This window comes from Arthrobacter ginkgonis (genome assembly GCF_039540195.1).
GTDB classification, from domain to species: Bacteria; Actinomycetota; Actinomycetes; order Actinomycetales; family Micrococcaceae; genus Zafaria; species Zafaria ginkgonis.
The window spans coordinates 293037-315128 of sequence record NZ_BAABEO010000023.1; the positions used below are offsets into that span (position 1 = coordinate 293037).

Genomic DNA, 22092 nt, shown 5'->3' on the forward strand with positions numbered 1-22092 from the left:
CGCCACCCACGTCCTTTCGCCGCAGGAAAACGCCCGCCCTCTGCGTTTCGCCAAAGGTCGATGCTGGTTTTGGGCCCGGAACCCGACACCTGCCTTTGGTGAAACGCAACCTGGCGGCAGGAACCTTTGGTGAAATGCGCCGGAGGACCGGTCCTTGGTTCGGGCGCGATTCCGGTCCGGGCCGGTGGGGACCGTAGGCTTATATGCATGAGCAGCGCACCGCAGACCTCCGCACCGCACGCCTCCTGGGGGGCCGCCACGTCCCCGCTGGCCTCCCTAGCCGGGATGCCCTTCGCCAAGGGGCATGGGACCGGCAACGACTTCGTCCTGGTGGCCGACCCCGACGGCGCCCGCGACATCGTCCCCGAGCAGGTGGCCGCGCTCTGCGACCGCCACCGCGGCATCGGCGCCGACGGGCTGATCCGGGCCGTGCGGTCGGCCGCGCTGCCCGAGGGCCGCTACCTGCTGGGAACGCACCCCGAGGCCGAATGGTTCATGGACTACCGCAACGGCGACGGCTCCGTCTCCGAAATGTGCGGCAACGGCGTGCGCGCGTTCGTCCACTTCCTCGCCGAGGAGGGCCTGGTCACGCTGGCCGACGGCGAGGCGCTGACCATCGGCACCCGCGCCGGCATCAAGGTCGTGACCCGCTCGGCCAACGGATACGCGGTGGACATGGGCCCGTGGGAATTCATCTTCCCGGCGGCCGCCGCCGAACGCGCCCTGGACTCCCTGGTGGAGACCGACGGGCTGGAGGTGGACCGCCCGGCCCTAAGCGTGAGCATGGGCAATCCCCACACCGTCGTCGCACTGGCCGACGAGGACGAGCTGCTCTCCGCCGACCTGCACCGCGCCCCGCGCGTGGACCCGGTCCCGCCGCACGGAACCAACGTCGAGTTCGTGGTGCCGGCCGAACCTCTGGTGACTGACGGCGTCGGGCACATCGGGATGCGCGTGCACGAACGCGGCGTGGGGGAGACCCTCTCCTGCGGCACCGGCGCGTGCGCCGCCGCCGTGGCCACCCGCCACTGGGCCGGCGACGAGGCCGTCGACGACTGGCAGGTGCGCGTGCCCGGCGGCACGGTCCGGGTGCGGTTCATTCCCGGTCCCGAGGGCCGCGAACACGTGGAACTGAGCGGCCCGGCCGAACTGGTCGCGCGGGGCGTCCTGGCCTAGCGCGAGGGGACCCGGCTGCCCCGCGCTTATAGCTCGACGCGGGACCGGGAACGACGGCGGCGGCCGGTGGTGCCGGTCAGGCGGGCCGGACCACCTTGAGGATCCGGAACGCCTTCGAGGTCGACTCCCGCGACACCCTGAACCCGGCGGGGAGGTTTTCGCCCAGCCACTTCTGCAGCGAGTCCGAGCCCAGGTTCTTCTGCACCACCAGCCAGGCCTGCCCGCCCGGGGCCAGCCGCGGCAGCCACTGCAACAGCAGCTCGTGCAGGGCCTCCTTGCCGATGCGGATCGGGGGGTTGGACCAGATGGTGTCGAATTCCACATCGGCGGGAACCGAGTCCGGGGTTCCCGCCACCACGTTGCCCAGGCCCAGCCCGGCGGCGTTGTCCCGGGTCAGGCCGATGGAACGGTCGTTGACGTCCACCGCGTGGACCGTTGCGCCGGGGGAGGCGAGCGCCATGGACAGGGCGATCGGCCCCCATCCGCAGCCGATGTCCAGCAGGTGCCCGGCCGGCGCCGGGTCCGGGACGCCGGCCAGCAGCACCGCGGTGCCCTTGTCCACCCCGTCCGGGCTGAAGATGCCGCCGGCGGTCTGCACCGTCCGTTCGGCGCCGGCGAGGACCACCGTGATGGTCTTGCGCTTCTCAGGCGTCGACGGCTGTGTGCTGAAGTAATGCTCGGAATCCATGCAGGCAGGTTAACCGCCCGTTCGGCGGCGGAGCGAATCCGGCCCGGCCGGTCCGGTGCCGTGCGTGGCCGAGCCCGGGGCCGCCATCGTGGTGGGGAGCGCTCCGCCTGTGGAGAACAGGGCGCCAACTGTCGGCCCCGGGGCCTATCCTTAATGCAGCAGTTCGCGAAGGGGACCATGACCAACACCAACCAGCCCAATCCTCAGGACCGATCCCTCGACGAGGGGGAGATCCAAGCCGTCATCGACCGGATCCTGGCCAACGACCGGGCGGCCGCCAACAAGGCCGGAGCCGCCCGCCCCATCGAGGCGGGATCCCGCGGGACGCTCGGCGGGGGGCGCGCCCAAGCCATCAGCCAGCTCTCCGAGGAGCACTCCGCCTACGACGGCGAGCAGCAGGACCTTGCCGAACGCCGCGCCCTGCGCCGCGTGGCCGGCCTGTCCACCGAACTCGAGGACGTCACCGAGGTCGAATACCGCCAGCTGCGCCTGGAGCGCGTGGTGCTGGCGGGCGTCTGGACCGAGGGCACCGTGGAGGAGGCGGAGAATTCGCTGCGCGAACTCGCCGCGCTCGCCGAAACCGCCGGCTCCGAGGTGCTCGACGGCGTCCTGCAGCGCCGCCTGAAGCCGGACCCGGGCACGTTCCTGGGTTCGGGCAAGGCCCAGGAACTCAAGGACATCGTCGCAGCGACCGGTGCCGACACGGTGGTCGTGGACTCCGAGCTCTCGCCGTCCCAGCGCCGCGGCCTTGAGGACATCGTCAAGGTCAAGGTCATCGACCGCACCGCCCTGATCCTGGACATCTTCGCCCAGCACGCCAAGAGCCGAGAAGGCAAGGCCCAGGTGGAGCTCGCGCAGCTCGAATACCTGCTGCCGCGCCTGCGCGGCTGGGGCGAATCCATGTCCCGCCAGGCCGGTGGCCGGGTCGGCGCCGCCGGCGGCGGCATCGGCTCCCGCGGCCCCGGCGAGACGAAGATCGAGCTGGATCGCCGGCGCATCCGCAACCGCATGGCGAAGCTGCGCCGCGAGATCGCCGCGATGAAGCCCGCCCGCGAAACCAAGCGCGCCAACCGCAAGCGCAACGCGGTGCCGTCCGTGGCGATCGCCGGCTACACCAACGCCGGCAAGTCGTCGCTGCTGAACCGCTTCACCGACGCCGGCGTCCTGGTGGAGAACGCCCTGTTCGCCACCCTGGACCCGACGGTGCGCAAGACCGAGACCGCCGACGGCGTCGGATACACGCTCGCGGACACCGTGGGGTTCGTGCGTTCGCTGCCCACGCAGCTGGTGGAAGCGTTCCGTTCGACGCTGGAGGAGGTGGCCGACGCCGACCTGATCCTGCACGTCGTCGACGTCTCCCATCCGGACCCGGAGGGGCAGATCCACGCCGTCCGCGAGGTTTTCCGCGAGGTGGACGCGCAGAACGTGCCGGAGATCATCGTGCTGAACAAGGCCGATGCCGCCGACCCGTTCGTCATCGAACGCATCCGCCAGCGCGAGCCCAACCATGCGGTGGTCTCCGCGCGCACCGGCGCCGGCATCCCCGAACTGCTGGAAAAGATCAGCGCGGCGATCCCGCGGCCGGAGGTGCGCCTGGAAGTGCTCATTCCGTACAACCGCGGCGACCTGGTCAGCCGGCTGCACAACGAGGACGCCGAGATCCTCGAGACCGAGCACGTCGCCGAGGGCACCCGGCTGGTGGTCAAGGTCCGTGAGGGCCTGGCCTCCGACCTGGCACCGTTCAACCTCCATGGCTGAGGTCGCCGAGGTCATCGCCCTGCTCGATGCGGCCGTGGAGCGGATGGGCGGGCAGGCCCGCGAGGGCCAGCACCAGATGGCCCGCGAGGTCGTTGGGGCGCTCGAATCCGGACGCCACCTTCTGGTGCAGGCCGGCACGGGCACCGGCAAGTCGCTGGCCTACCTGGTGCCGGCGATCGCGCACGCCCTGGACGCGGAGAAGCCGGTGGTGGTGTCCACCGCCACGCTGGCGCTGCAGGCGCAGATCGTCGGCCGCGACGTGCCGCGGCTGCTCGCCAACCTGCGCCCCGACCTGCCCCGCGACATCGAGGTGGCCCTGGTCAAGGGGCGCTCCAACTACGTCTGCCGGTACAAGCTCGGCGGCGGCTACCCGGACGACGACGAGGGCACCCTGTTCTCGCTCGCCGAGGACGCCGGCGCGCGCCCCGCGGCCCCCGGGCCGACCAGCGCCCTCGGCCAGGAGGTCGTGCGGCTGCGCGAATGGGCGGAGGAGACGGAAACCGGGGACCGCGACGAACTGGTGCCCGGCGTCAGCGACCGGGCCTGGCAGCAGGTCTCGGTCTCGGCCATGGAGTGCCTGGGCGCCCAGCGCTGCCCGATGGCGGCCGAGTGCTTCAGCGAGCAGGCCCGCGCCCACGCCGCCGACTCTGACGTGATCATCACCAACCACGCCATGCTCGCCGTCGCGGCGTTCGAGGGCCTGGCCGTGCTGCCGGAGTTCGACACCGTCATCATCGACGAGGCCCACGAGCTGCAGGACCGGGTGACCGGCTCGGTCACCCGGCCGCTGTCGGTGTCGTTGGTGCAGACGGCGGCCACCGCGGCGCGCAAGCACTGCCGGGTCAGCGTCGACGCGCTCACCCAGGGCGCCAAGGCCCTGCAGAAGGCCGTGGAGGGGATTCCCGCCGGGCTGATGCCGAACGGGCTCAACGAGGAGCAGGCAACCGCCGTCGAACTGGTCCGCGACGCCGCCCGCGTGGCGCTGTCCGACTCGAAGCCCGAACCGAACTCGCCCGCCGACGCCGGACGCCAGATGGCCCGCTCCCAGCTGAGCTACCTCGTCGACCAGGCCGAGCGCCTGCTCGCGTCCGAGGAGGCGCGCGAGGTCGTCTGGGCGTCCCGGCAGGGCGGCTTCACCCCCGGCGAGGGGTACGTCCAGCCCGACGATTCCTCCCCGGCCACCCTGAACATCGCACCGCTGTCCGTGGCGGGCCGGCTGCGCGAAGGCCTCTTCGACAACCGCACGGTGGTGCTGACCTCCGCCACGCTGGCGATCGGCGCTGCGTTCGAGCCGGTCGCCGGGGCCCTTGGCCTGGTGGGGGAGGGGGCGCCGTCATGGACCGGCGTCGACGTGGGCAGCCCGTTCGACTACCCGCGCCAGGGCATGCTCTACGTGGCCAGGCACCTTCCCAAACCCGGGCGCAACGTCTCGGAGGAGAGCCTGCAGGAGATCGAGGACCTGATCCGCGCCTCGGGCGGCGGCGCTCTTGCGCTCTTCTCCTCCCGGCGGGCGGCCGAGGACGCGGCGACGGCGCTGCGCGTGCGGCTGGACCAGGACATCCTCGTCCAGGGCGAATCCAGCATGGCTGCCCTGGTGCGCCAGTTCGCCGAGGAGCGGGACACCTGCCTGTTCGGGACGATGACGCTCTGGCAGGGCGTCGACGTGCCAGGGCCTTCCTGCCGGCTGGTGATCATCGACCGCATCCCGTTCCCGCGCCCTGACGATCCGCTCGCCACGGCCCGCAGCCGGGACATCGCGCGCAACGGCGGCAACGGGTTCATGTCCGTTTCGGCCAGCCATGCCGCCGTCCGGCTGGCGCAGGGGGCCGGGCGCCTCATCCGTGCCACGGGGGACCGCGGCGTGGTGGCGGTGCTGGACTCCCGCCTGGCGACCGAACGCTACGGCGGGTTCCTGCGCGCGTCGCTGCCGCCGATGTGGCCCACGACCGACAAGCGGACAGTCATCGGTGCGCTCGAACGGCTCGCCTCGCTGCAGAAGGCGTAGCGGCGTCCGCCGGGCCCCGGAGGGGCCGGGCGGGCGTCAGCCGGCGGAGAGCCCGGTGACGGAGCCGCGTACTTGGACCTTGCCGGGGATCAGCGCGGGCGGCCCGGTCTCCTCGCCCGCGAGCTGGGCCAGCAGCAGCCGGGCCGCCTGGCGCCCCATCTCCGTCAGGTTGGGGGCGAAGGTCGTGATGCCGGGGCGCCAGATGGAGAACCAGTCGGGATCGCCGTAGCCCGCCAGGGACAGGCTTTCGGGGACGTGGATTCCGCGGTCTCCGCATTCGCGGAGCGCACCCATGACCAAGCGGCTGCTGAGCGCGATGAGGCAGGACGGCAGGTCCGGGAAGAGCTGTGCCACGGCCTGGGCGCCTCCGTCCACGGTCAACGGAGCGTGCCGGACGCGCAGTCTCGCCCCGTCGAGTGGCCGTTCGGACTGGGGGATTCCGGCCCGTTCGGCGGCCCGCAGGGCGCCGAGGAGGCGGTTGCGGCTGGTGCTGAACCCGGTTGGACCAACGATGACCGCAATGTCCCTGTGGCCTGCGTGGACGATCGCCGTGGTGAGCTCGTCCACGCCGGCCAGGTCGTCGCTGGCCGCCGCGGCCTGACGGGAAGCGGATTGGCGGTTGAGCTGCACGATGGGCACGGTGGTCGGAAGGACCAGGTCCGCATCGACCGGCACGTGGACGATCCCCTCCACGCGCTGGTCGATCATGGTTTGCAGGGCAATTCGTTCGGTGGAGGGGTCGTTGCCGGTGCTGGCAATCACCAATTGATAGCCAGCGTCGCTGAGCTCCTGCTGGAGCACAGCGACGCTGGCGGTGTAGAACTCGTTGGCAAGGTCGGGAAGGAGCAGCCCGATGGTCCGGGTGCGGCGCTCACGGAGCGCCCGGGCCGCGACGTCCGGGCTGTAGCCGAGCTGCTTGGCCACGGCGATGACGCGCTCCTTGGTTTCCCGGTCGACGCTGCCGTTGCCCGAGAGGGCCCGTGAGGCCGTGCCGGCTCCGACACCGGCTGTGCGTGCAACGTCGATGAGTTTGACCATGACTCAAATCTATCGTTCGCGGACCTTACAGGCTGAGCCCGATCAGGGAGCCGATTCCCACCGTGGCCAGAAGGACCAGGGGAACGGTAGCGAGGTCGGCGACGATTCCGGTGCGGATCATCCGGATCATGGGAACGTAGCCGGAACCGTAGACGATCGCGTTCGGCGGGGTGGACACGGGAAGCATGGCGCCTGCGTTTCCACCGAAGATCGCCGCCATTGCCGGGATGATCGGATCGACGCCGATCGCCATGGCAATCGGGATGATGATCGGGACCACGATGCCCACGCTGGCGGTGTTGCTCGTGGTCTCGGAGATCACCATGCCCAGCAGCACTGCCACCAGGCACAGGGCCAGGGTGCTGTTGACACCGGTGGCCTCGGCCACTGCGTTGCCGAAGGTTTCGGCGAGACCGGTTTGGCTCATCAGCCGGCCCACGGTCAGCCCCACGCCAACCAACAGGACGGTTCCCCAGTCGATCCGGCTGGCATCGCTCCACTTCAGCGACGGCGTGTTCTTTCCCGCCGGGAGGAGGAAAAGCAGGCAGGCGGTCACCACGACCACCGAACCCTCGTTCAGCCGGCCGGAGATGGCGACAAGCACCGGATTCGTGAGGCCGAAGGTGGTGGTCACCGCGGGCAGGATCCAGAGTGCCACGGTGATCGCGAACACCGCGAGCACGTTCCATTCGCCGCGGGACATGGGGCCAAGCTCCGCATACATCGCACGGAACCGCTCCTGGCCGTTGGGGATGTGCCGGGTCTCCGGCTTGTTCAGCAGCACGATGGCGGTCCACATCACGGCTCCGAGCGCGACGACGTAGGGGCCCGACATGGACAGCCAGTCGAAGAGTTCCACCCGGTATCCGGTCATCTCCTCGATGGCCCCGCGGCCAATGACATTGGCGATGCCGGTGATGGGGGTGAGGACCGATCCCACGCCGGCGCCATAGGCAATGGCCAGCATCAGCATGCAGGAGAAACGCGTGCGGTGGTTCGTTGGACCGGAGTCCGGTTCCTGCAGCAGGTCGCCGACAGTGCGGGCCACACCCATGCCGATGGGAAGGAGCATGGCCGCAGTCGCGGAGGCGGAAACCAGCATGGAGAGCAAGGTGGCAACGATGCCGAACGCCCCGGCGGTCAGGTACGTGCTGTTGCCCACGCGCGGCAGGGACAGCACGCGCAGGGCGAAGCGGCGATCCAGCCCGTGCACCGCCATCGCCCGGGCCAGGATGAACGCCCCGATGACCAGGAAGACCGTGGGGGAGCCGAACGCACCGTAGACCTCGGCGGGGGTGCCGACTCCGAGCAGGACCAGCAGGGCGATGCCGATCAGCGCGGTGACCGGGATGGGGATGGTCTCGGTGATCCAGAACAGGACGACGAACGTCAGCACGGCGAGCATCGAGCGCTGGTTGTCGGGAAGGCCGGAGGGCCAGAAGAGCGCAAGCGCCATCAGCGGAAGCGCCGCGAAGAGGCCGACTCGGCTGCGGATCACATCGAATTTGCTTTCCGTCTCGGACTGCACCGCCGGGGCGGATGCCGGGGTCGACATCAGGGTGCTCATCAGGAACCCGCCGGGATGAGCGGCTGGACGAGGTCCACCACGGGCCGTTCACCCCAGGCCGCCGGCAGGGCCGGTGCCTGACGCCACTGCCGGATGGAAGTCTCGCACATGGTGCGTGCTTCGCCCAGGTAATTGGCCGGGCCGACCAAGGTCTCCGGCAGCAGGTGAGCGGTGCCGTGTTCCTGGGCCACCGCGCGCAGGGCATCGGCCAGCACGGTGCCCTCGGTGCGGGCCCGGGTTGCCGCTTCGTACACCAGGTCGTGGGCATGTTCGCGGCCCATCGCGTCGGCCAGCTGGATCATCTGGGCTTCGGCCATGACCAGGCCGCCGTCGAGCTGCAGGTTCGCCAGCATCCTGTCGCTGTCGACCCGCATGCCCTCGGCGATGACTAGGGCCTCGGAGAGGGCCGAGCCGGCCAGCACCGCAAGCTGGGGGATGATGTGCCACTCGATCTGCCATTCGCCGGCCGCCCGTTCGTGGCCGGCCTCCTGGATCCGGGCCAGCGCCGAGGCCAGGGCGCCCGCCGTGCCGGAGAGGCCGATGATGACCTCCGAGGAGATCGGGTTGACCTTTTGCGGCATGGTCGACGAGGCGCCGCGGTGGCTGGAATAGGGTTCGAAGACCTCGCCGATCTCGGTGCGGGACAGGTCCACGATGTTGCGGGCCAGCTTGGCGCAGGTGGCGGCGATGGTGGCGCACAGCCAGCCGAACTCGGCCAGCCCGTCGCGGTCGACGTGCCAGGAGATGCCGGTGTCTTCGAGCCCGAGCAGTTCGGCCACGCGGGTGCGCACCTGGGCCGACCGGGGGCCATAGGCGGCGGAGGTGCCGCCAGCGCCGAACATCGAGATGACGCCGATGCGCGGGGCCGCCTGGGCGAGGCGTTCGCGCTGGCGGGTCACCTGGCCCAGCAGCGTCGCCAGGATGGCGCCGAACGTGGTGGGCACCGCCTGCTGCGCATGGGTGCGCCCGGGCATCACGGTGCCTTCGTGCTCCGTGACTCGTTCGGCCAAGGCATCGCCGAAGCGGGCCAGGCGCCGGTCCAGGCTCGCCAGCGAGCGGACCAGTTGCAGGGCCAGGGCGGAGTCCATGATGTCCTGCGTCGTGGCCCCGTAATGCACCCGGCCGTTCGGGCCTTCCGGAAGGGTGGCGGAAATTTCGCGCACGATCCCGAGGATCGGGTAGCCGACATTGCGCGTGGATTCCCAGAGCCGCTGCTCGGAGACGTTGCCGCGGTGGGCCGCCCCAACGATCGCGGCGGCGTCCTCGGAGCCGATGACTCCCAGTTCGCCCTGGGCCTGGGCCAGGGCCCGCTCGACGGCCAGCCAGCTTTCGATGGCGGCTTCGTCGGAGAAGATGTCCAGCTGTTCCTGGTCTCCCGCCAGATGGGTCAGGAGGGAAAAAGGGGATCGGTTCGTCATTGTGGATACTCCGCTGGCTTGTGGCGTGGAATCGATTCCAATACGGAATCAAAAAAAATCCCTTGAGGGTTGGAATCGATTCCAACCGGGGTTGATGTAATGGTAGTCACATTCTGGGTCCGGGGTCAAGAATCATCCCTCTCCGCATGCCGCTGGCCCCTTGGCGGGGCTGCCGGGGGCATCGACCGCCCGGGGGACGCAAAGCGGCTGCTCCCTTTGGCGGCCGCAACCGGGAAAGCGGAAGGCCTCCGCGCCACCCCAGGCTGGAGGGGGTGGCGCGGAGGCCTTCCGCTTTGGTTGTGGAACCCGGGACGGGCCGGGGCGTCCTAGAGCGAACGCATCACCGAGACAACCTTGCCCATGATGGTGGCGTGGTCGCCCAGGATGGGTTCGTAGCGGCTGTTCTGCGGCAGCAGCCAGGTGTGGCCGTCGCGCTGGCGGAAGGTCTTGACCGTGGCCTCGTCGTCGAGCAGCGCGGCGACGATGTCCCCGTTCTGGGCGTTCTGCTGGCGGCGTACCACGACCCAGTCGCCCTCGCAGATAGCGGCGTCGACCATCGAATCGCCGGCGACCTTGAGCATGAACAGCTCGCCGTGGCCCACGAGCTGGCGCGGCAGCGCCATGACGTCCTCGACGGTCTGCTCGGCCAGGATCGGGCCACCTGCCGCAATGCGGCCCACGAGCGGAACCAGGGCCGTGTCGGCGGAGGTGGACAGCTCCGCCACCACGGACAGCTCGGGGACTTGGCGGGCGGCCTCGACGGCGGGGGCGTCGTTGAGGGTCAGCGGCTTGAGGATCTCCATGGCGCGCGGCCGGCGCGGGTCGCGGCGGATGTAGCCGAGCCGCTCCAGCTGGGACAGCTGGTGGGTCACGCTGGACAGGCTGGCCAGCCCGACCGTGTCGCCGATCTCGCGCATCGAGGGCGGGTACCCGTGGCTTGCCACGGCCCGCTGGATGGTCTCAAGGATCTTCTTCTGACGGATGGTCAGGCTCTTCGGCGTCTTCTTCGGTGCCGGGGTGTCCGTGGTGCTCATGGTCTGCTCCGTCCTGGTCGTCGCAGGCGCCCCGATCGCCCCAAACCGTCGGAGGCGGCTGGTGGGCTATGTCCCGCGGGCCCGCTACCTCCAAAGGTACTGGATAACCGCGCCGTGTTCAAAGGTTTGTTCGAAGAGTCTCGACATCCATCGTTGTTGGATGCTAAGAATGGACCCGAAACGTTCGAACATTGTTTCGGAACACACTTTCGAAAACGACTCCGCCCGGTGGCCGCCCTTCCAGGCTGCGGGCAGGACTATGGAGAAAGGCAAGATGTTGGCACACGTCGCACTCGCAGCCCCCGTCCAGCTCTCCGCCCGCTCGGGCCGTACCCGCACCACACCCACCGCTTTTCCGCGCCCCGTCACCGCACGGCCCTCCGGCCGGCAGGCCGCCAGCGCGCGTACGCTCCGCCCGCAGAGCGCCTCCCGAGGCCACCTGTGCCTCGTCCCGGACCTGGAGCCGGTCCGCCACACCCAAGTCCCCACACCGAAGCTTCGGCTGACCCGGCGCGGCCGCTTCGTCCTGATCGGAATGCCGACGATGCTGGCCGCAGCGGCCCTGCTGGTGCTGGCCGGCCTCTTCACCGCCCCGGTAATGGCCACCGGCACCGCTACGGACGACGCCGTGCGGGGGCAGACGGTCACCGTCCTGGATGGCGAGACGCTGTGGGGCCTCGCCGCCGAGCTTGCACCCGAACGCGACCCGCGTGAAGTGGTCGCCGAGATGATCGAGGTCAACAACCTCGCCACCTCCAACCTCGAGCCCGGCCAGCGGATCTTCATCCCGGCGGGCAACTGAGCTCAGGCCTCCAAGGCAGGCCAGCCGGGCCGGGCCGCCGGACCGGGCCGGCGCGGGGATGGGCCGGCACTGGGACCCCGAGCCGGGAATGTTACCCGCCGGTCCGGGCCGATTCAGGGGCAGCCCCGGCGCCCAACTAGACTTGTACGGTGAGTGATCTGCTAGAGCGACTGTCCCGGCTGCCCCTGCGCGACAACCTGCGTGGCCTTGAACCCTACGGTGCCCCGCAGCTGGACGTGCCCATCCTGCTCAACGTCAACGAGAACACCCACCCGCTTCCGGCAGAGGTGCACCAGGCCATCGTCGCCGAGGTGTCCGCGGTGGCCGCGGGCCTCAACCGCTACCCGGACCGCGAGTTCACCGAACTGCGCGAACGCCTCGCCGGCTACCTCGGCCACGGCCTCGAGCCCGAGAACATCTGGGCCGGCAACGGCTCCAACGAGGTGCTGCAGCAGATCCTCCAGGCCTTCGGCGGCCCCGGGCGCACCGTTTTGAGCTTCCCTCCCACCTATTCGATGTACCCGCTGCTGGCCAGCGGCACCGACACCGAATACATCGCCGGAGTCCGCTCCGGCGACTTCGGGCTGACCGCCGAGGACGCGGCCCGCCAGGTCCGCGAGCAGGCCCCGAACCTGGTCCTTCTCTGCTCCCCGAACAACCCGACCGGCACCGCGCTGGGTTTGGACGTCGTCGAGGCCGTCTACGCGGCCGGCGAAGCCAGCAACACCGTCGTGATCGTTGACGAGGCCTACGCGGAGTTCGCCCACACCGGCACCGCGTCGGCGCTGTCCCTGCTGCCCGGCCGCGAGCGCCTGATCGTCTCGCGCACCATGAGCAAGGCCTTCGCCCTCGCCGGCGCCCGCCTCGGCTACCTCGCCGCCGCCCCCGAGGTCTGCGACGCGATGCGCCTGGTCCGCCTGCCCTACCACCTCTCCGCGGTGACCCAGGCCACCGCCAACGCCGCGCTCAAGCACATCGGCGCGCTGCTGGCCAACGTCGAGGACATCAAGGGCCAGCGCGACCGCATCGTCGACGAGCTCACCCGCATGGGCCTGAAGCCCGCCGCCAGCGATTCGAACTTCGTCTTTTTCGGCGGGCTCGAGGACCCCAAGCGCATCTGGCAGGGCCTGCTGGACGCCGGCGTCCTGGTGCGCGACGTCGGCATCCCGGGCCACCTGCGCGTGACCGCCGGCACCGAGGTCGAAACCACGGCCTTCCTGGTCCGCCTCGAGGAACTGCTCGCCGACGGCGCCACTGCCGCTCGCGGCTAAACTTGATCCGTGGGGTTGACACCCCGACCCCAACCCCATGAGGCCAGAAGGAACACGTATGTCTGCCGAACTGCTCACCGGCCGCCGCGCCCGCATGGAGCGCATCACCAGCGAATCTTCCGTCGTCGTCGAAATGGACCTCGACGGCACCGGAAAGTCGGACATCTCCACGAGCGTGCCCTTCTACGACCACATGCTCACCGCGCTGTCCAAGCACTCGCTGGTCGACCTGACCGTCAAGGCCACCGGCGACACCCACATCGACGTCCACCACACGGTGGAGGACGTGGCCATCACCATCGGCGAGGTCCTGCGCACCGCCCTGGGCAACAAGGCGGGCATCCGCCGCTTCGGCGAGGCCACCGTGCCGCTGGACGAGGCCCTGGCCCACGCCGTCGTCGACGTCTCCGGCCGCCCGTACCTGGTCCACGGCGGCGAGCCCGCCGGGCAGGAGTACCACCTGATCGGGGGGCACTTCACCGGTTCGCTCACCCGCCACATCTTCGAGTCACTCACCCTGCACGCCGGCATCTGCCTGCACATGCGCGTGCTGGGCGGGCGCGATCCGCACCACATCGTCGAAGCCCAGTTCAAGGCCTTGGCCCGCGCCCTGCGCGCCGCCGTCGAGCCCGATCCGCGCATCGGCGACGCCATTCCGTCCACGAAGGGGGCGCTCTAGATGGCAACACCCAAGAAGGTCACGGTCCTGGACTACGGCTCCGGGAACATCCGTTCCGCCGTTCGGGCCCTGGAGCACGTCGGCGCCGACGTCACGCTCAGCCGCCGCGCCGAGGACGTGCTCGACGCCGAGGGCCTCCTGGTTCCCGGCGTCGGTGCGTTCGCCGCCGTCATGAAGGCGCTCAAGGACGTCGGCGCCCTCCAGTGGATCGGCCGCCGCGTCGCCGGCAACCGCCCCGTCCTGGGCATCTGCGTCGGCCACCAGGTCATGTTCGAGGAAGGCGTCGAGCATGGCATCCGCACCCCCGGCCTGGGGGAGTGGCCCGGCTCCGTGGAGCTGCTGCCGGCGCCGATCGTCCCGCACATGGGCTGGAACACCGTCGAACCGCCGGAGAACACCCGCCTCTTCAAGGGCATCGAGAACGAACGCTTCTACTTCGTGCACTCCTACGCCGTGCAGTCGTGGCAGTTCGACGTCACCCAGCCGCGCATGCAGCCGCCCGCCGTCACCTGGGCCGAACACGGCGCGCGGTTCGTTGCCGGCGTGGAGAACGGCCCGCTCTCGGCGGTCCAGTTCCACCCGGAGAAGTCCGGCGACGCCGGCGCCCAACTGCTGAAGAACTGGCTGGGGACGCTCTAGAGATGTGGAGCATCCTCCTGATGGGCCTCGCCGGCGTCCTCGCCGGCGGGGCGCTCTCCCTCCGCCAGCAGAAGGCCCACAGGAGCTGGATCGTGACGTGCTGGATCCTGGCGGGCATGTCCCTGCTGGCCGCCTACGTCGTCACCCTCTGACCCCGTGACACCCACGGCCCGCGCCGCCCGGTGCGCGCCGACCACCGCCCGCACCGACAGGAAAGCCCCGCGATGAGCAACAACGACACCGCCCCCATCCTCGAACTCCTTCCCGCCGTCGACGTCGCCGACGGCCAGGCCGTGCGCCTGGTCCAGGGCGAAGCCGGCAGCGAGACCGGCTACGGCGACCCGCTTGAGGCCGCCCTGGCCTGGCAGAACGACGGCGCCGAATGGGTGCACCTGGTGGACCTGGACGCCGCCTTCGGGCGCGGCAACAACACCGAGGTCCTGCGCCGGGTTGCCGACGAGCTGAAGATCAAGGTCGAACTCTCCGGCGGCATCCGCGACGACGAGTCCCTGGACCGCGCGCTGGACTTCGGCGCCGCCCGCGTCAACCTCGGCACCGCCGCGCTGGAGAACCCGGAGTGGACCGCCCGCGCGATCAAGCGCTACGGCGACGCGATCGCCGTCGGCCTGGACGTGCGCGGCACCACCCTGGCCGCCCGCGGCTGGACCAAGGAGGGCGGCGATCTCTGGGAGGTCCTGACCCGCCTCGAGGATGCCGGCTGCGCCCGCTACGTCGTCACCGACGTCACCAAGGACGGCACCCTGCGCGGCCCGAACGTCGAGCTGCTCAAGCAGATGTGCGAACGCACCGACAAGCCGGTCGTCGCCTCCGGCGGCATCTCCAGCCTCGATGACCTGCGCGTGCTGCGCGAACTCGTCCCGGCCGGTGTCGAGGGCGCCATCGTCGGCAAGGCGCTGTACGCCGGCAAGTTCACCCTGCCGCAGGCTCTGGACGTGGCCGGCCGCCGCTAAGGCGCGGGGCAGCCAAGCCCCCACAGCCCGACGCCGGAGGGCGGCTTCCGCACGGAAGCCGCCCTCCGGCGTCGTCTCCTCCCGGGCCCCTCGCCTGGTAGCGCCTTCCGGGCTCCCGCACCTCGCTGGCGCTCGGCACGGGCCCCTCGCCCGGTAGCGCCTTCCGGGCTCCCGCACCTCGCTGGCGCTCGGCACGGGCCCCTCGCCCGGTAGCGCCTTCCGGGCTCCCGCACCTCGCTGGCGCTCGGCACGGGCCCCTCGCCCGGTAGCGCCTCCCGGGCTCCCGCACCTCGCTGGCGCTCGGCACGGGCCCCTCGCCCGGTAGGCTGGGTCCATGGCCCCGCACGACCACGCCGACCACGCACATGCCCCCCACGATTCCAGCGCCGCGCGCCACCTGCCCGGCCACATCGCCGCCGCGCTGGCGCGCGCCGGCAGCGGCACCGACTCCGCCGGCCAGCCCTGGGAAGGCCGCGACCTGGGCGGCGAGGGCAACCCGCTGCACAACTTCGACGACGACAACGGCCTGGCCGACCCCGGCTACGAGGCGGCCATCGCCGACCTCGCCGCCGGCACCGGCTCCGAGGAGGCCGTGCACCGGGCGCTGGGCACTGCGCGCGTGTTCATCCCGGTCGTTGCCTCGCTCGCGGAGGACCAGATCGGCGAGCACGGCTTCGTGGAGGACAAGGAAGCGGACATGGCCTTGGTCACCATCACCGCCCCGGACGGACGCACCGCCCTGCCGGCCTTCACCTCCGTCGCGCGGTTGCAGGCCTGGCACCCCGAGGCGCGCCCGGTCGCCGTGTATGCGGCCCGCGCAGCCCTCTCGGCGGTCTCGGATGGCGCCCAGCTGATGGTGGTGGATCCCGGTGCCGAGGTCACCTTCGTGCTGCGCCGTCCCGCGGTCTGGGCGCTGGCCCAGCAACGCGAATGGATTCCCAGCTACAAGGACGAATCCCACCTGCCGCTGCTGCGCTCGCTCGCCGCGGGCGAACCCGCCGTCGTGGGCATCACGGCGGCCCCGGGCCGCGGCGTGGCCAGCCGGGCGGCCGACGGGCGCGTGCTGCCCGGGGGAGGCCCCGGGCCCGAACTGCGCCTGGAGGTCACCTTCCGCCCCGGTACCGCGGCCGCCGACGCCCAGGCCTGCGCGGCCCGGATCCAGGCCGCGCTGGGCGCGGACCGGGCCTTCGCCGAGGCAGTCGACTCGATCGAACTGGCCCTGGCCTCCGCACCGGCCTAGGGTCTCCGCAGCCGCCCAGGGCCTCCGCCCGGCACGGCTCCGGTGCCCCTTCCCGCAACACCCCGCAACACCCGCGCGGTGTCGGCAATCCCGGCCCGCGCGCCTCACATCACTCGCACACCCTTACCGGAGGACCCCGGATGGATTTCGCCCGCTACAAGGCGCTGCTCAGGCGGCGCGACCTCACCCTGCTGCTGCTGGTCGGCATGGTGGCCCGCTTCCCCCACTCGGCGGCCGGCGTGCTGCTGACCCTGCACGTGGTCCTGACCCTGGGCCGCGACTGGACCTCCGCCGGCACCGTGGCCGCGGTGATGACCGTCGGCATCGCGCTGGGCGCGCCCTGGCGCGGCCGCCAGGTCGACGCGCACGGCCTGCGGCGGGCACTGATCCCGTCCGTCATCGCGGAGATCATCGTGTGGAGCACCATCCCGCACCTGCCCTACGAGTGGCTGCTGCCGGTGGTCTTCGTGGGAGGCGTGTTCACGCTGCCGGTCTTCAGCGTGCTGCGCCAGTCCCTGGGCGTGATGACCGACGGCGAGGAACGGCGCTCGGCGTTCGCCCTGGATTCGATCGTCACCGAACTGATCTTCATGACCGGCCCGGCGCTCGCCGCGGTGGTCGCCACCCAGGTTTCGACCGCCGTGGGGCTCACCGCCGTGGGCGTCGCGGCCTCCGGCGCGGGCCTGCTGCTGATGCTGCAGAACCCGCCCACCCGCTCCGACCAGCCCGGCGCCGTCTCCCGGCCCGACGCCGAGGAGAAGCGGCGCGAGGCCCTCCTCCAGGTCGTCTCCGCCGCCCCGGCGCACCTGGCCGAGGTCGAGGGTGAACTGGTCGACGCAGGCGGCTCGGCCGTGCGCCGGCGGATCCGCCAGCGCGGGCGCCGCCTCCGACTCCGTTTCGGCTGGGCCACCGGCGCCGTCGTCGCCGTGTTCGCCACCGCCGCCGGCGCCGGACTGCTGCTGGCCGGCACCGACGTAGGAATCGTTGCGGTGCTGGAGGACGCCGGCAACGTCGGCGAACTGGGCTGGGTGTTCCTCGCCTGGTGCGGCGCCTCGCTGGTGGGTGGCCTGCTGTATGGGGCCTCGCGCCGGAAGCCGTCGCCGGTGTCCCTGCTGCTGGCCATGTCGGTGCTCACCGTGCCGGCGATGTTCGCCACGGACACGCTGACCCTGGCGCTGCTGTGCATCCCTTCGGGGCTGCTCTGCGCCCCCACCCTCGCCGCCGCGTCCGAGCGCGTTACCGAACTGGTCGACGAGCGCCGCCGCGGCGAGGCGATGGGCTGGTACGGGTCGTCCATGACCGCCGGCACCGCGCTGGGGGCTCCGCTGGTGGGAGTGGTGATCGACGCCCGGGGCGCCTCCGCCGGATTCCTGGCGGCGGGCGTGCTCGGCGTCCTGGTCTGCCTCGCAGCGCTCACCGCCCAGACGGTACGACGCCGGCAGCCGGCCCGGCAGGCCGCGCCCGCCGAGTAGCGCGTCCGCGGCGGCGCCAGTGCGCCAGTCCTGCAAATGCCAAGGGGCGGTGCGTGGACCGGGATCCCAAGGGTTCCTGGCCACGCACCGCCCCTTGGCGGTGGAACGTGTGGGGAGTTAGTTGACCGGGCCGGTGAACTTCTCGCCCGGGCCCTTGCCCGGTTCGTCCGGGATCAGGGAGGCTTCGCGGAAGGCCAGCTGCAGGGAACGCAGGCCGTCACGCAGCGGGGCGGCGTGCTGGCTGCCGACCTCCGGGGCCGCCGCGGTGATCAGGCCGGCCAGGGCGGTGATCAGCTTGCGGGCCTCGTCGAGGTCCTTCAGTTCCTCGGCGTCGTCGCCGGCGGCGAGCCCGCACTTGACCGCCGCGGCGCTCATCAGGTGCACCGCCGCCGTCGTGATGATCTCCACCGCGGCAACCTCGGCAATGTCGCGGACCTGGTTCGTCGCGGCGTCGGGGGACTCGGGATTGGTTTCAGGGGTACTCATGCTGCTAAGCTTTTCACAGACCGACTGGATCCGCGTATTCGGTTGCGCCTCCCGGCTCGCCCGGGGGACAGCAAACGCAGCGGGTCCGGTATGCAAGTGGAGGCCTAACTCCCACCCGCTGCAGCCGCTTCAGGCCGCCGGGTCACTTCGGTTGCACGGGACCAGCGTCCCGGGCGCGCGGCATGTCCGCACCGAAAAAACCAGGCCTCCGTTTGCCCCGCAACCGGAGGCCTTCTTATGTTGCGGGGGCTTACGGACCCCGAGTCAACAGGAGCTACACATCAGCGATCCACGCATTAATGATCGAATCCGCGTCCCCGAGGTGCGGCTGGTCGGACCGAACGGCGAGCAGGTCGGCGTCGTCCGCATTGAAGACGCGCTGCGCCTCGCCCTCGAATCCGATCTTGATCTCGTAGAGGTGGCGCCTACGGCCAAGCCTCCGGTTTGCAAGCTGATGGACTTCGGCAAGTACAAGTACGAAGCCGCGGTGAAGGCTCGTGAGGCCCGTAAGAACCAGACCAACACGGTCCTGAAGGAAATCCGTTTCCGCCTCAAGATCGACAAGCACGACTACGAGACGAAGACGGGCCACGCCCTGCGCTTCCTCGGAGCGGGCGACAAGGTCAAGGCCATGATCCAGTTCCGTGGCCGCGAGCAGCAGCGTCCGGAAATGGGCATCCGCCTGCTCAACAAGTTTGCGGAGGACGTGGCTGAGGTCGGCATCGTCGAGTCCGCCCCGCGGATCGATGGCCGCAACATGGTTATGGTCGTCGGACCGCTGAAGAACAAGGCGGAGGCGAAGGCCGAGGCCCGTCGCCAGGCCCAGCGCGAGACCGACCGTGCCAAGGCCGCCGAGGCCAAGCTGCGCGTGGACACTTCGGAGCAGCCGGCCATGACCCAGTCCCTGGGCGACACGCTCGGGGATGACCTGCAGGCCAAGCTGATCCAGGCGCGGGAGGCGGCGGAAGCCGCGGCAGCCGTCCAGACCGAGGCCCCCGAGGTCGAGGTCGTCGAGGAAGCTGCTCCGGCTGCCGAGGCCCCCGAGGCCGAGGCCGAGGTCGAGGCCGAGGTCGAGGTCGCTGAGGAAGCCGCTCCGGTGGCTGAGGAAGCTGCTCCGGAAGTCGAGGCCCCCGTGGCCGAGGCCGTCGAGGAAGCCGCTCCGGTGGTTGAGGCCGCTCCGGTGGTGGAAGCCCCGAAGCCGGTGGCCGAAGCCGCGAAGCCGGTGGCCGCACCGAAGCCGGCGGCCGCGGCTCCGAAGCCGGGCATCCCGAAGCCGGGCATTCCGAAGCCGGCAGCCAAGCCGGCTCCGCGCCCTGCCAAGTAGACGGCCCAGTAGGACCCGCCCCGTAAGGACCTGCCCAAGTAGGACCCGGCGAGGCTTGCCCCGTCATGGGGCACCGAACCGCACACCACGGGCTTCCGGTACCGGAAGCGCGACAAGATCCCCGGCCCGCAAGGGTTTCGGGAGCACGTAAGGAGAACGGCGGACATGCCGAAGTTCAAGACCCACAGTGGCGCCAAGAAGCGCTTCAAGCTGACCGGTAGCGGCAAGCTCAAGCGCCAGCAGGCCAACCGCCGCCACTACCTGGAGCACAAGTCCTCCACGCTGACCCGCCGCCTGGCCGGTGACCGCATCGTTTCGAAGGCGGACACCAAGACCATCAAGCGGATGCTGGGCCTCTAAGCATTCCCCCCGGGGGCTTCCGGTCCCCACCCACCACCAAGTTTTCCCCAGCCCGCAACCGTTTGGACGGATGCCGAGGTATCGGGGGCAGAAAAGAAGGAGTACACACGTGGCACGTGTGAAGCGGGCGGTCAACGCCCACAAGAAGCGTCGAGTTATCCTTGAACGCGCAAAGGGCTACCGTGGACAGCGCTCCCGCCTGTACCGCAAGGCCAAGGAGCAGCTGCTGCACTCGTTCGTGTACAGCTACGGTGACCGCCGCAAGCGCAAGGGCAACTTCCGCCGCCTGTGGATCCAGCGCATCAACGCTGCTTCCCGCGCCAATGGCCTGACCTACAACCGCCTGATCCAGGGCCTGAAGGCTGCCGAGGTCGAGGTCGACCGCCGCATGCTGGCCGAGCTGGCCATCTCCGACAACACCGCCTTCGTCGCCCTGGTGAACGTGGCCAAGGCCGCCCTGCCGGCCGACGTGAACGCCCCGAAGGCCGCCCCGGTTGCCCAGGCTTCCGCCCCCAAGGCTGCTGCCGCTTCCACCGACGAGGTTCCCGGCGCGATCAAGGCCGTCGAGGGCCAGGACGCCCCCGAGGGCTTCGTGATCAAGGGCAACGCCCAGTCCAACAAGTACCACGTGCCGGGCTCCACCTGGTACGAGCAGACCGCTGCCGAGTACTGGTTCGAGTCCGTCGAGGCCGCCAAGGCCGCCGGCTTCGAGCCGGCCGGTGGCGAGGCTCGCCAGCAGGTCAAGGAAGCCTAGTCTTTTCGAAGACCGGCTCGCCATGACTGGCACGCACCCGTGAAAAGGGGGCGGAATCCCACGGGATTCCGCCCCCTTTCCGTTTGGCGTCCCGGCCCTGCCGGGAAACGCCGGTTGCCAGGCACGGAATGCGGGCATCAGAAAGGCCTGCGGTCTTCCCCGGCCGCAGGCCTTCCTTTTCGTCCGCCGGAGCCCATGGTTACTGCCGACAGGAAGTCTCACGGTACGCCCTCGGGGCCCGGCACGGAAGAGCCTCCACCCCCGAATGTTTGCCGGTCTTTTGGCCTGTGTTCAGGCAGGGTCGGACGCCCGCGGGATTCCGCCCCCTTTCGCGTTCGGGGCTAGAGTCGTCCCATGAGTTTTTCCGCGCCCGACGTGATGTCCAACCCCCGAGCCGACCGCGTCCGCGACGTCGCCCGGCTGGCCACGCGCTCGGGGCGGGCCAAGCGCGGGCTGTTCCTGGCCGAGGGACCGCAGGCGGTCCGCGAGGCGCTGGCCCTGCACCGCGAGCGCCTGGCCTCCAGCGGGGCCCCCGTCGTCGAGTCCGTCTATGCGACCGCCGAGTTCCTGGAGCGCAGCCCCGAACTGGCCGAACTGGCCGAGGTTTCCGCCGGCACCCGGCTGCGGCTGGCCACCGACGAGGTCCTGGCCGCGATGGCTGACACCGTTTCCCCGCAGGGCATCATCGCCGTCTGCCACCTGCCCGGGAACACCCTGGAGGAGGTCCTGGCCGGCACGCCCCGGCTGGTTGCCGTGATGTGCCGGGTCCAGGACCCGGGCAACGCCGGCACCATCCTGCGCGCCGCGGATGCCGCCGGCGCCGACGCCGTCATCCTCACCGAGGGCAGCGTCGACATCCACAACCCCAAGGCCGTGCGCTCCACTGTCGGGTCCATCTTCCACCTGCCGATCGTCTCCGGGGTGCCCTTCGCCGACCTTGCCGCGGCGCTGCGCGGCGCGGGCCTGGCCGTGCTCGCTGCCGACGGCTACGGGGACACCGACCTCGACGCCCTGCAGGACGACTCGGCCGCCCGCCGCCTCGCGGGTGCCGCGGGGGAGCCCGACGCCGGCGTCGTGCTCCTGGAGGCGCCCACCGCCTGGCTGTTCGGCAACGAGGCCCAGGGCCTGGACCGGCAGGAGTTGGCCGCCGCGGACCGCCGCGTCGCGGTCCCGCTGTACGGGGTGGCCGAATCGCTGAACGTGGGCACGGCCGCGACCGTCTGCCTCTACGCCTCCGCGCGCGCCCAGCGCCGCGCCTGAACGGGTCCGCAAGGCGGTCCCGGAGGCGCGCTCGGAAGCGGGACGCGCGGCAGTGCGCGACGGCGGCCGGCTGGGTCCGGCGCGCGGACCGGGTATAGCGTGGAGCGAGGAAAACCACGTGCCCGCACCGGGCACCCGGACCGTAGGGGA

At 70.8% G+C, this 22092-nt stretch carries 21 protein-coding genes; 15 read left to right on the forward strand and 6 right to left on the reverse strand.

Annotation, left to right across the window (positions count from 1 at the left end; translation table 11 throughout):
• The first annotated feature begins 207 nt into the window (after window positions 1-207).
• Window positions 208-1176, forward strand: a complete 969-nt coding sequence (gene dapF / locus ABD912_RS17535) for a diaminopimelate epimerase (protein ID WP_425548098.1) — start codon at window positions 208-210, stop codon at window positions 1174-1176.
• A 76-nt stretch (window positions 1177-1252) separates the two neighbouring features.
• Here dapF and ABD912_RS17540 read toward each other — a convergent pair whose 3' ends face one another.
• Window positions 1253-1864 carry a class I SAM-dependent methyltransferase gene (locus tag ABD912_RS17540; protein WP_345152829.1) on the reverse strand — a complete coding sequence of 204 codons (612 nt, stop codon included), beginning with the start codon at window positions 1862-1864 and terminating at the stop codon, window positions 1253-1255.
• 177 nt (window positions 1865-2041) lie between these two features.
• Between ABD912_RS17540 and hflX the strand changes: the two genes are divergently transcribed.
• Together hflX and ABD912_RS17550 are read left to right on the forward strand one after the other, a co-directional pair.
• Window positions 2042-3622, forward strand: coding sequence for a GTPase HflX (hflX, locus tag ABD912_RS17545; protein WP_345152832.1), 1581 nt, complete (start codon window positions 2042-2044; stop codon window positions 3620-3622).
• Window positions 3615-5627: an ATP-dependent DNA helicase gene (locus ABD912_RS17550; RefSeq protein WP_345152834.1), complete on the forward strand. Its 2013-nt coding sequence runs from the start codon at window positions 3615-3617 to the stop codon at window positions 5625-5627. Before hflX ends, ABD912_RS17550 begins: the two co-directional genes overlap by 8 nt.
• A gap of 36 nt (window positions 5628-5663) precedes the next feature.
• Here ABD912_RS17550 and ABD912_RS17555 read toward each other — a convergent pair whose 3' ends face one another.
• The 4 genes from ABD912_RS17555 to lexA form a co-directional block, all read right to left on the reverse strand.
• The gene (locus tag ABD912_RS17555; protein WP_345152835.1) at window positions 5664-6665 is read right to left on the reverse strand and encodes a LacI family DNA-binding transcriptional regulator; all 1002 of its coding nucleotides are present in this window, start codon (window positions 6663-6665) and stop codon (window positions 5664-5666) included.
• Window positions 6666-6690: 25 nt separating this feature from the next.
• Window positions 6691-8232, reverse strand: a complete 1542-nt coding sequence (locus ABD912_RS17560; RefSeq protein WP_345152836.1) for an SLC13 family permease — start codon at window positions 8230-8232, stop codon at window positions 6691-6693.
• Window positions 8232-9650: a class-II fumarase/aspartase family protein gene (locus ABD912_RS17565; RefSeq protein WP_345152838.1), complete on the reverse strand. Its 1419-nt coding sequence runs from the start codon at window positions 9648-9650 to the stop codon at window positions 8232-8234. The genes ABD912_RS17560 and ABD912_RS17565 overlap by 1 nt, the downstream gene beginning before the upstream one ends.
• A gap of 326 nt (window positions 9651-9976) precedes the next feature.
• A complete protein-coding gene (gene lexA, locus ABD912_RS17570) occupies window positions 9977-10684 on the reverse strand; it encodes a transcriptional repressor LexA (protein WP_345152840.1) in 708 nt (235 codons plus the stop codon).
• A 274-nt stretch (window positions 10685-10958) separates the two neighbouring features.
• Between lexA and ABD912_RS17575 the strand changes: the two genes are divergently transcribed.
• The 8 genes from ABD912_RS17575 (at window position 10959) to ABD912_RS17610 (ending at window position 17758) form a co-directional block, all read left to right on the forward strand.
• Window positions 10959-11486, forward strand: coding sequence for a LysM peptidoglycan-binding domain-containing protein (locus ABD912_RS17575; RefSeq protein ID WP_345152842.1), 528 nt, complete (start codon window positions 10959-10961; stop codon window positions 11484-11486).
• A gap of 149 nt (window positions 11487-11635) precedes the next feature.
• Window positions 11636-12757, forward strand: a complete 1122-nt coding sequence (locus ABD912_RS17580) for a histidinol-phosphate transaminase (protein ID WP_345152843.1) — start codon at window positions 11636-11638, stop codon at window positions 12755-12757.
• A gap of 58 nt (window positions 12758-12815) precedes the next feature.
• Window positions 12816-13436, forward strand: a complete 621-nt coding sequence (gene hisB, locus ABD912_RS17585; RefSeq protein ID WP_425548099.1) for an imidazoleglycerol-phosphate dehydratase HisB — start codon at window positions 12816-12818, stop codon at window positions 13434-13436.
• Window positions 13437-14075 carry an imidazole glycerol phosphate synthase subunit HisH gene (hisH, locus tag ABD912_RS17590; protein WP_345152845.1) on the forward strand — a complete coding sequence of 213 codons (639 nt, stop codon included), beginning with the start codon at window positions 13437-13439 and terminating at the stop codon, window positions 14073-14075. It abuts the gene before it with no gap.
• A 2-nt stretch (window positions 14076-14077) separates the two neighbouring features.
• Window positions 14078-14227 carry a hypothetical protein gene (locus tag ABD912_RS17595; protein WP_345152846.1) on the forward strand — a complete coding sequence of 50 codons (150 nt, stop codon included), beginning with the start codon at window positions 14078-14080 and terminating at the stop codon, window positions 14225-14227.
• Window positions 14228-14299: 72 nt separating this feature from the next.
• Entirely contained in the window at window positions 14300-15046 is a 747-nt protein-coding gene (gene priA, locus ABD912_RS17600; protein WP_345152847.1) for a bifunctional 1-(5-phosphoribosyl)-5-((5-phosphoribosylamino)methylideneamino)imidazole-4-carboxamide isomerase/phosphoribosylanthranilate isomerase PriA, read from the forward strand.
• 334 nt (window positions 15047-15380) lie between these two features.
• Window positions 15381-16286 carry an SseB family protein gene (locus ABD912_RS17605; protein ID WP_345152848.1) on the forward strand — a complete coding sequence of 302 codons (906 nt, stop codon included), beginning with the start codon at window positions 15381-15383 and terminating at the stop codon, window positions 16284-16286.
• Window positions 16287-16426: 140 nt separating this feature from the next.
• The gene (locus ABD912_RS17610) at window positions 16427-17758 is read left to right on the forward strand and encodes an MFS transporter (RefSeq protein WP_345152849.1); all 1332 of its coding nucleotides are present in this window, start codon (window positions 16427-16429) and stop codon (window positions 17756-17758) included.
• A 117-nt stretch (window positions 17759-17875) separates the two neighbouring features.
• Here ABD912_RS17610 and ABD912_RS17615 read toward each other — a convergent pair whose 3' ends face one another.
• The gene (locus ABD912_RS17615) at window positions 17876-18244 is read right to left on the reverse strand and encodes a DUF1844 domain-containing protein (RefSeq protein ID WP_345152850.1); all 369 of its coding nucleotides are present in this window, start codon (window positions 18242-18244) and stop codon (window positions 17876-17878) included.
• A 322-nt stretch (window positions 18245-18566) separates the two neighbouring features.
• Here ABD912_RS17615 and infC point away from each other — a divergent pair, with 322 nt between their 5' ends.
• From infC to ABD912_RS17635, 4 genes are all read left to right on the forward strand, one after another.
• Window positions 18567-19568 (forward strand): translation initiation factor IF-3, encoded by a 1002-nt coding sequence (gene infC, locus ABD912_RS17620; RefSeq protein WP_425548100.1) that lies wholly within the window; start codon window positions 18567-18569, stop codon window positions 19566-19568.
• A gap of 165 nt (window positions 19569-19733) precedes the next feature.
• Window positions 19734-19928 (forward strand): 50S ribosomal protein L35, encoded by a 195-nt coding sequence (gene rpmI, locus ABD912_RS17625; protein ID WP_149957810.1) that lies wholly within the window; start codon window positions 19734-19736, stop codon window positions 19926-19928.
• Between the two features lie 109 nt (window positions 19929-20037).
• Window positions 20038-20682, forward strand: coding sequence for a 50S ribosomal protein L20, sunset domain variant (rplT, locus tag ABD912_RS17630; RefSeq protein WP_345152853.1), 645 nt, complete (start codon window positions 20038-20040; stop codon window positions 20680-20682).
• A 354-nt stretch (window positions 20683-21036) separates the two neighbouring features.
• Complete coding sequence (locus ABD912_RS17635) at window positions 21037-21942, forward strand: TrmH family RNA methyltransferase (RefSeq protein WP_345152854.1); 906 nt, start codon at window positions 21037-21039, stop codon at window positions 21940-21942.
• Window positions 21943-22092 lie beyond the last annotated feature (150 nt).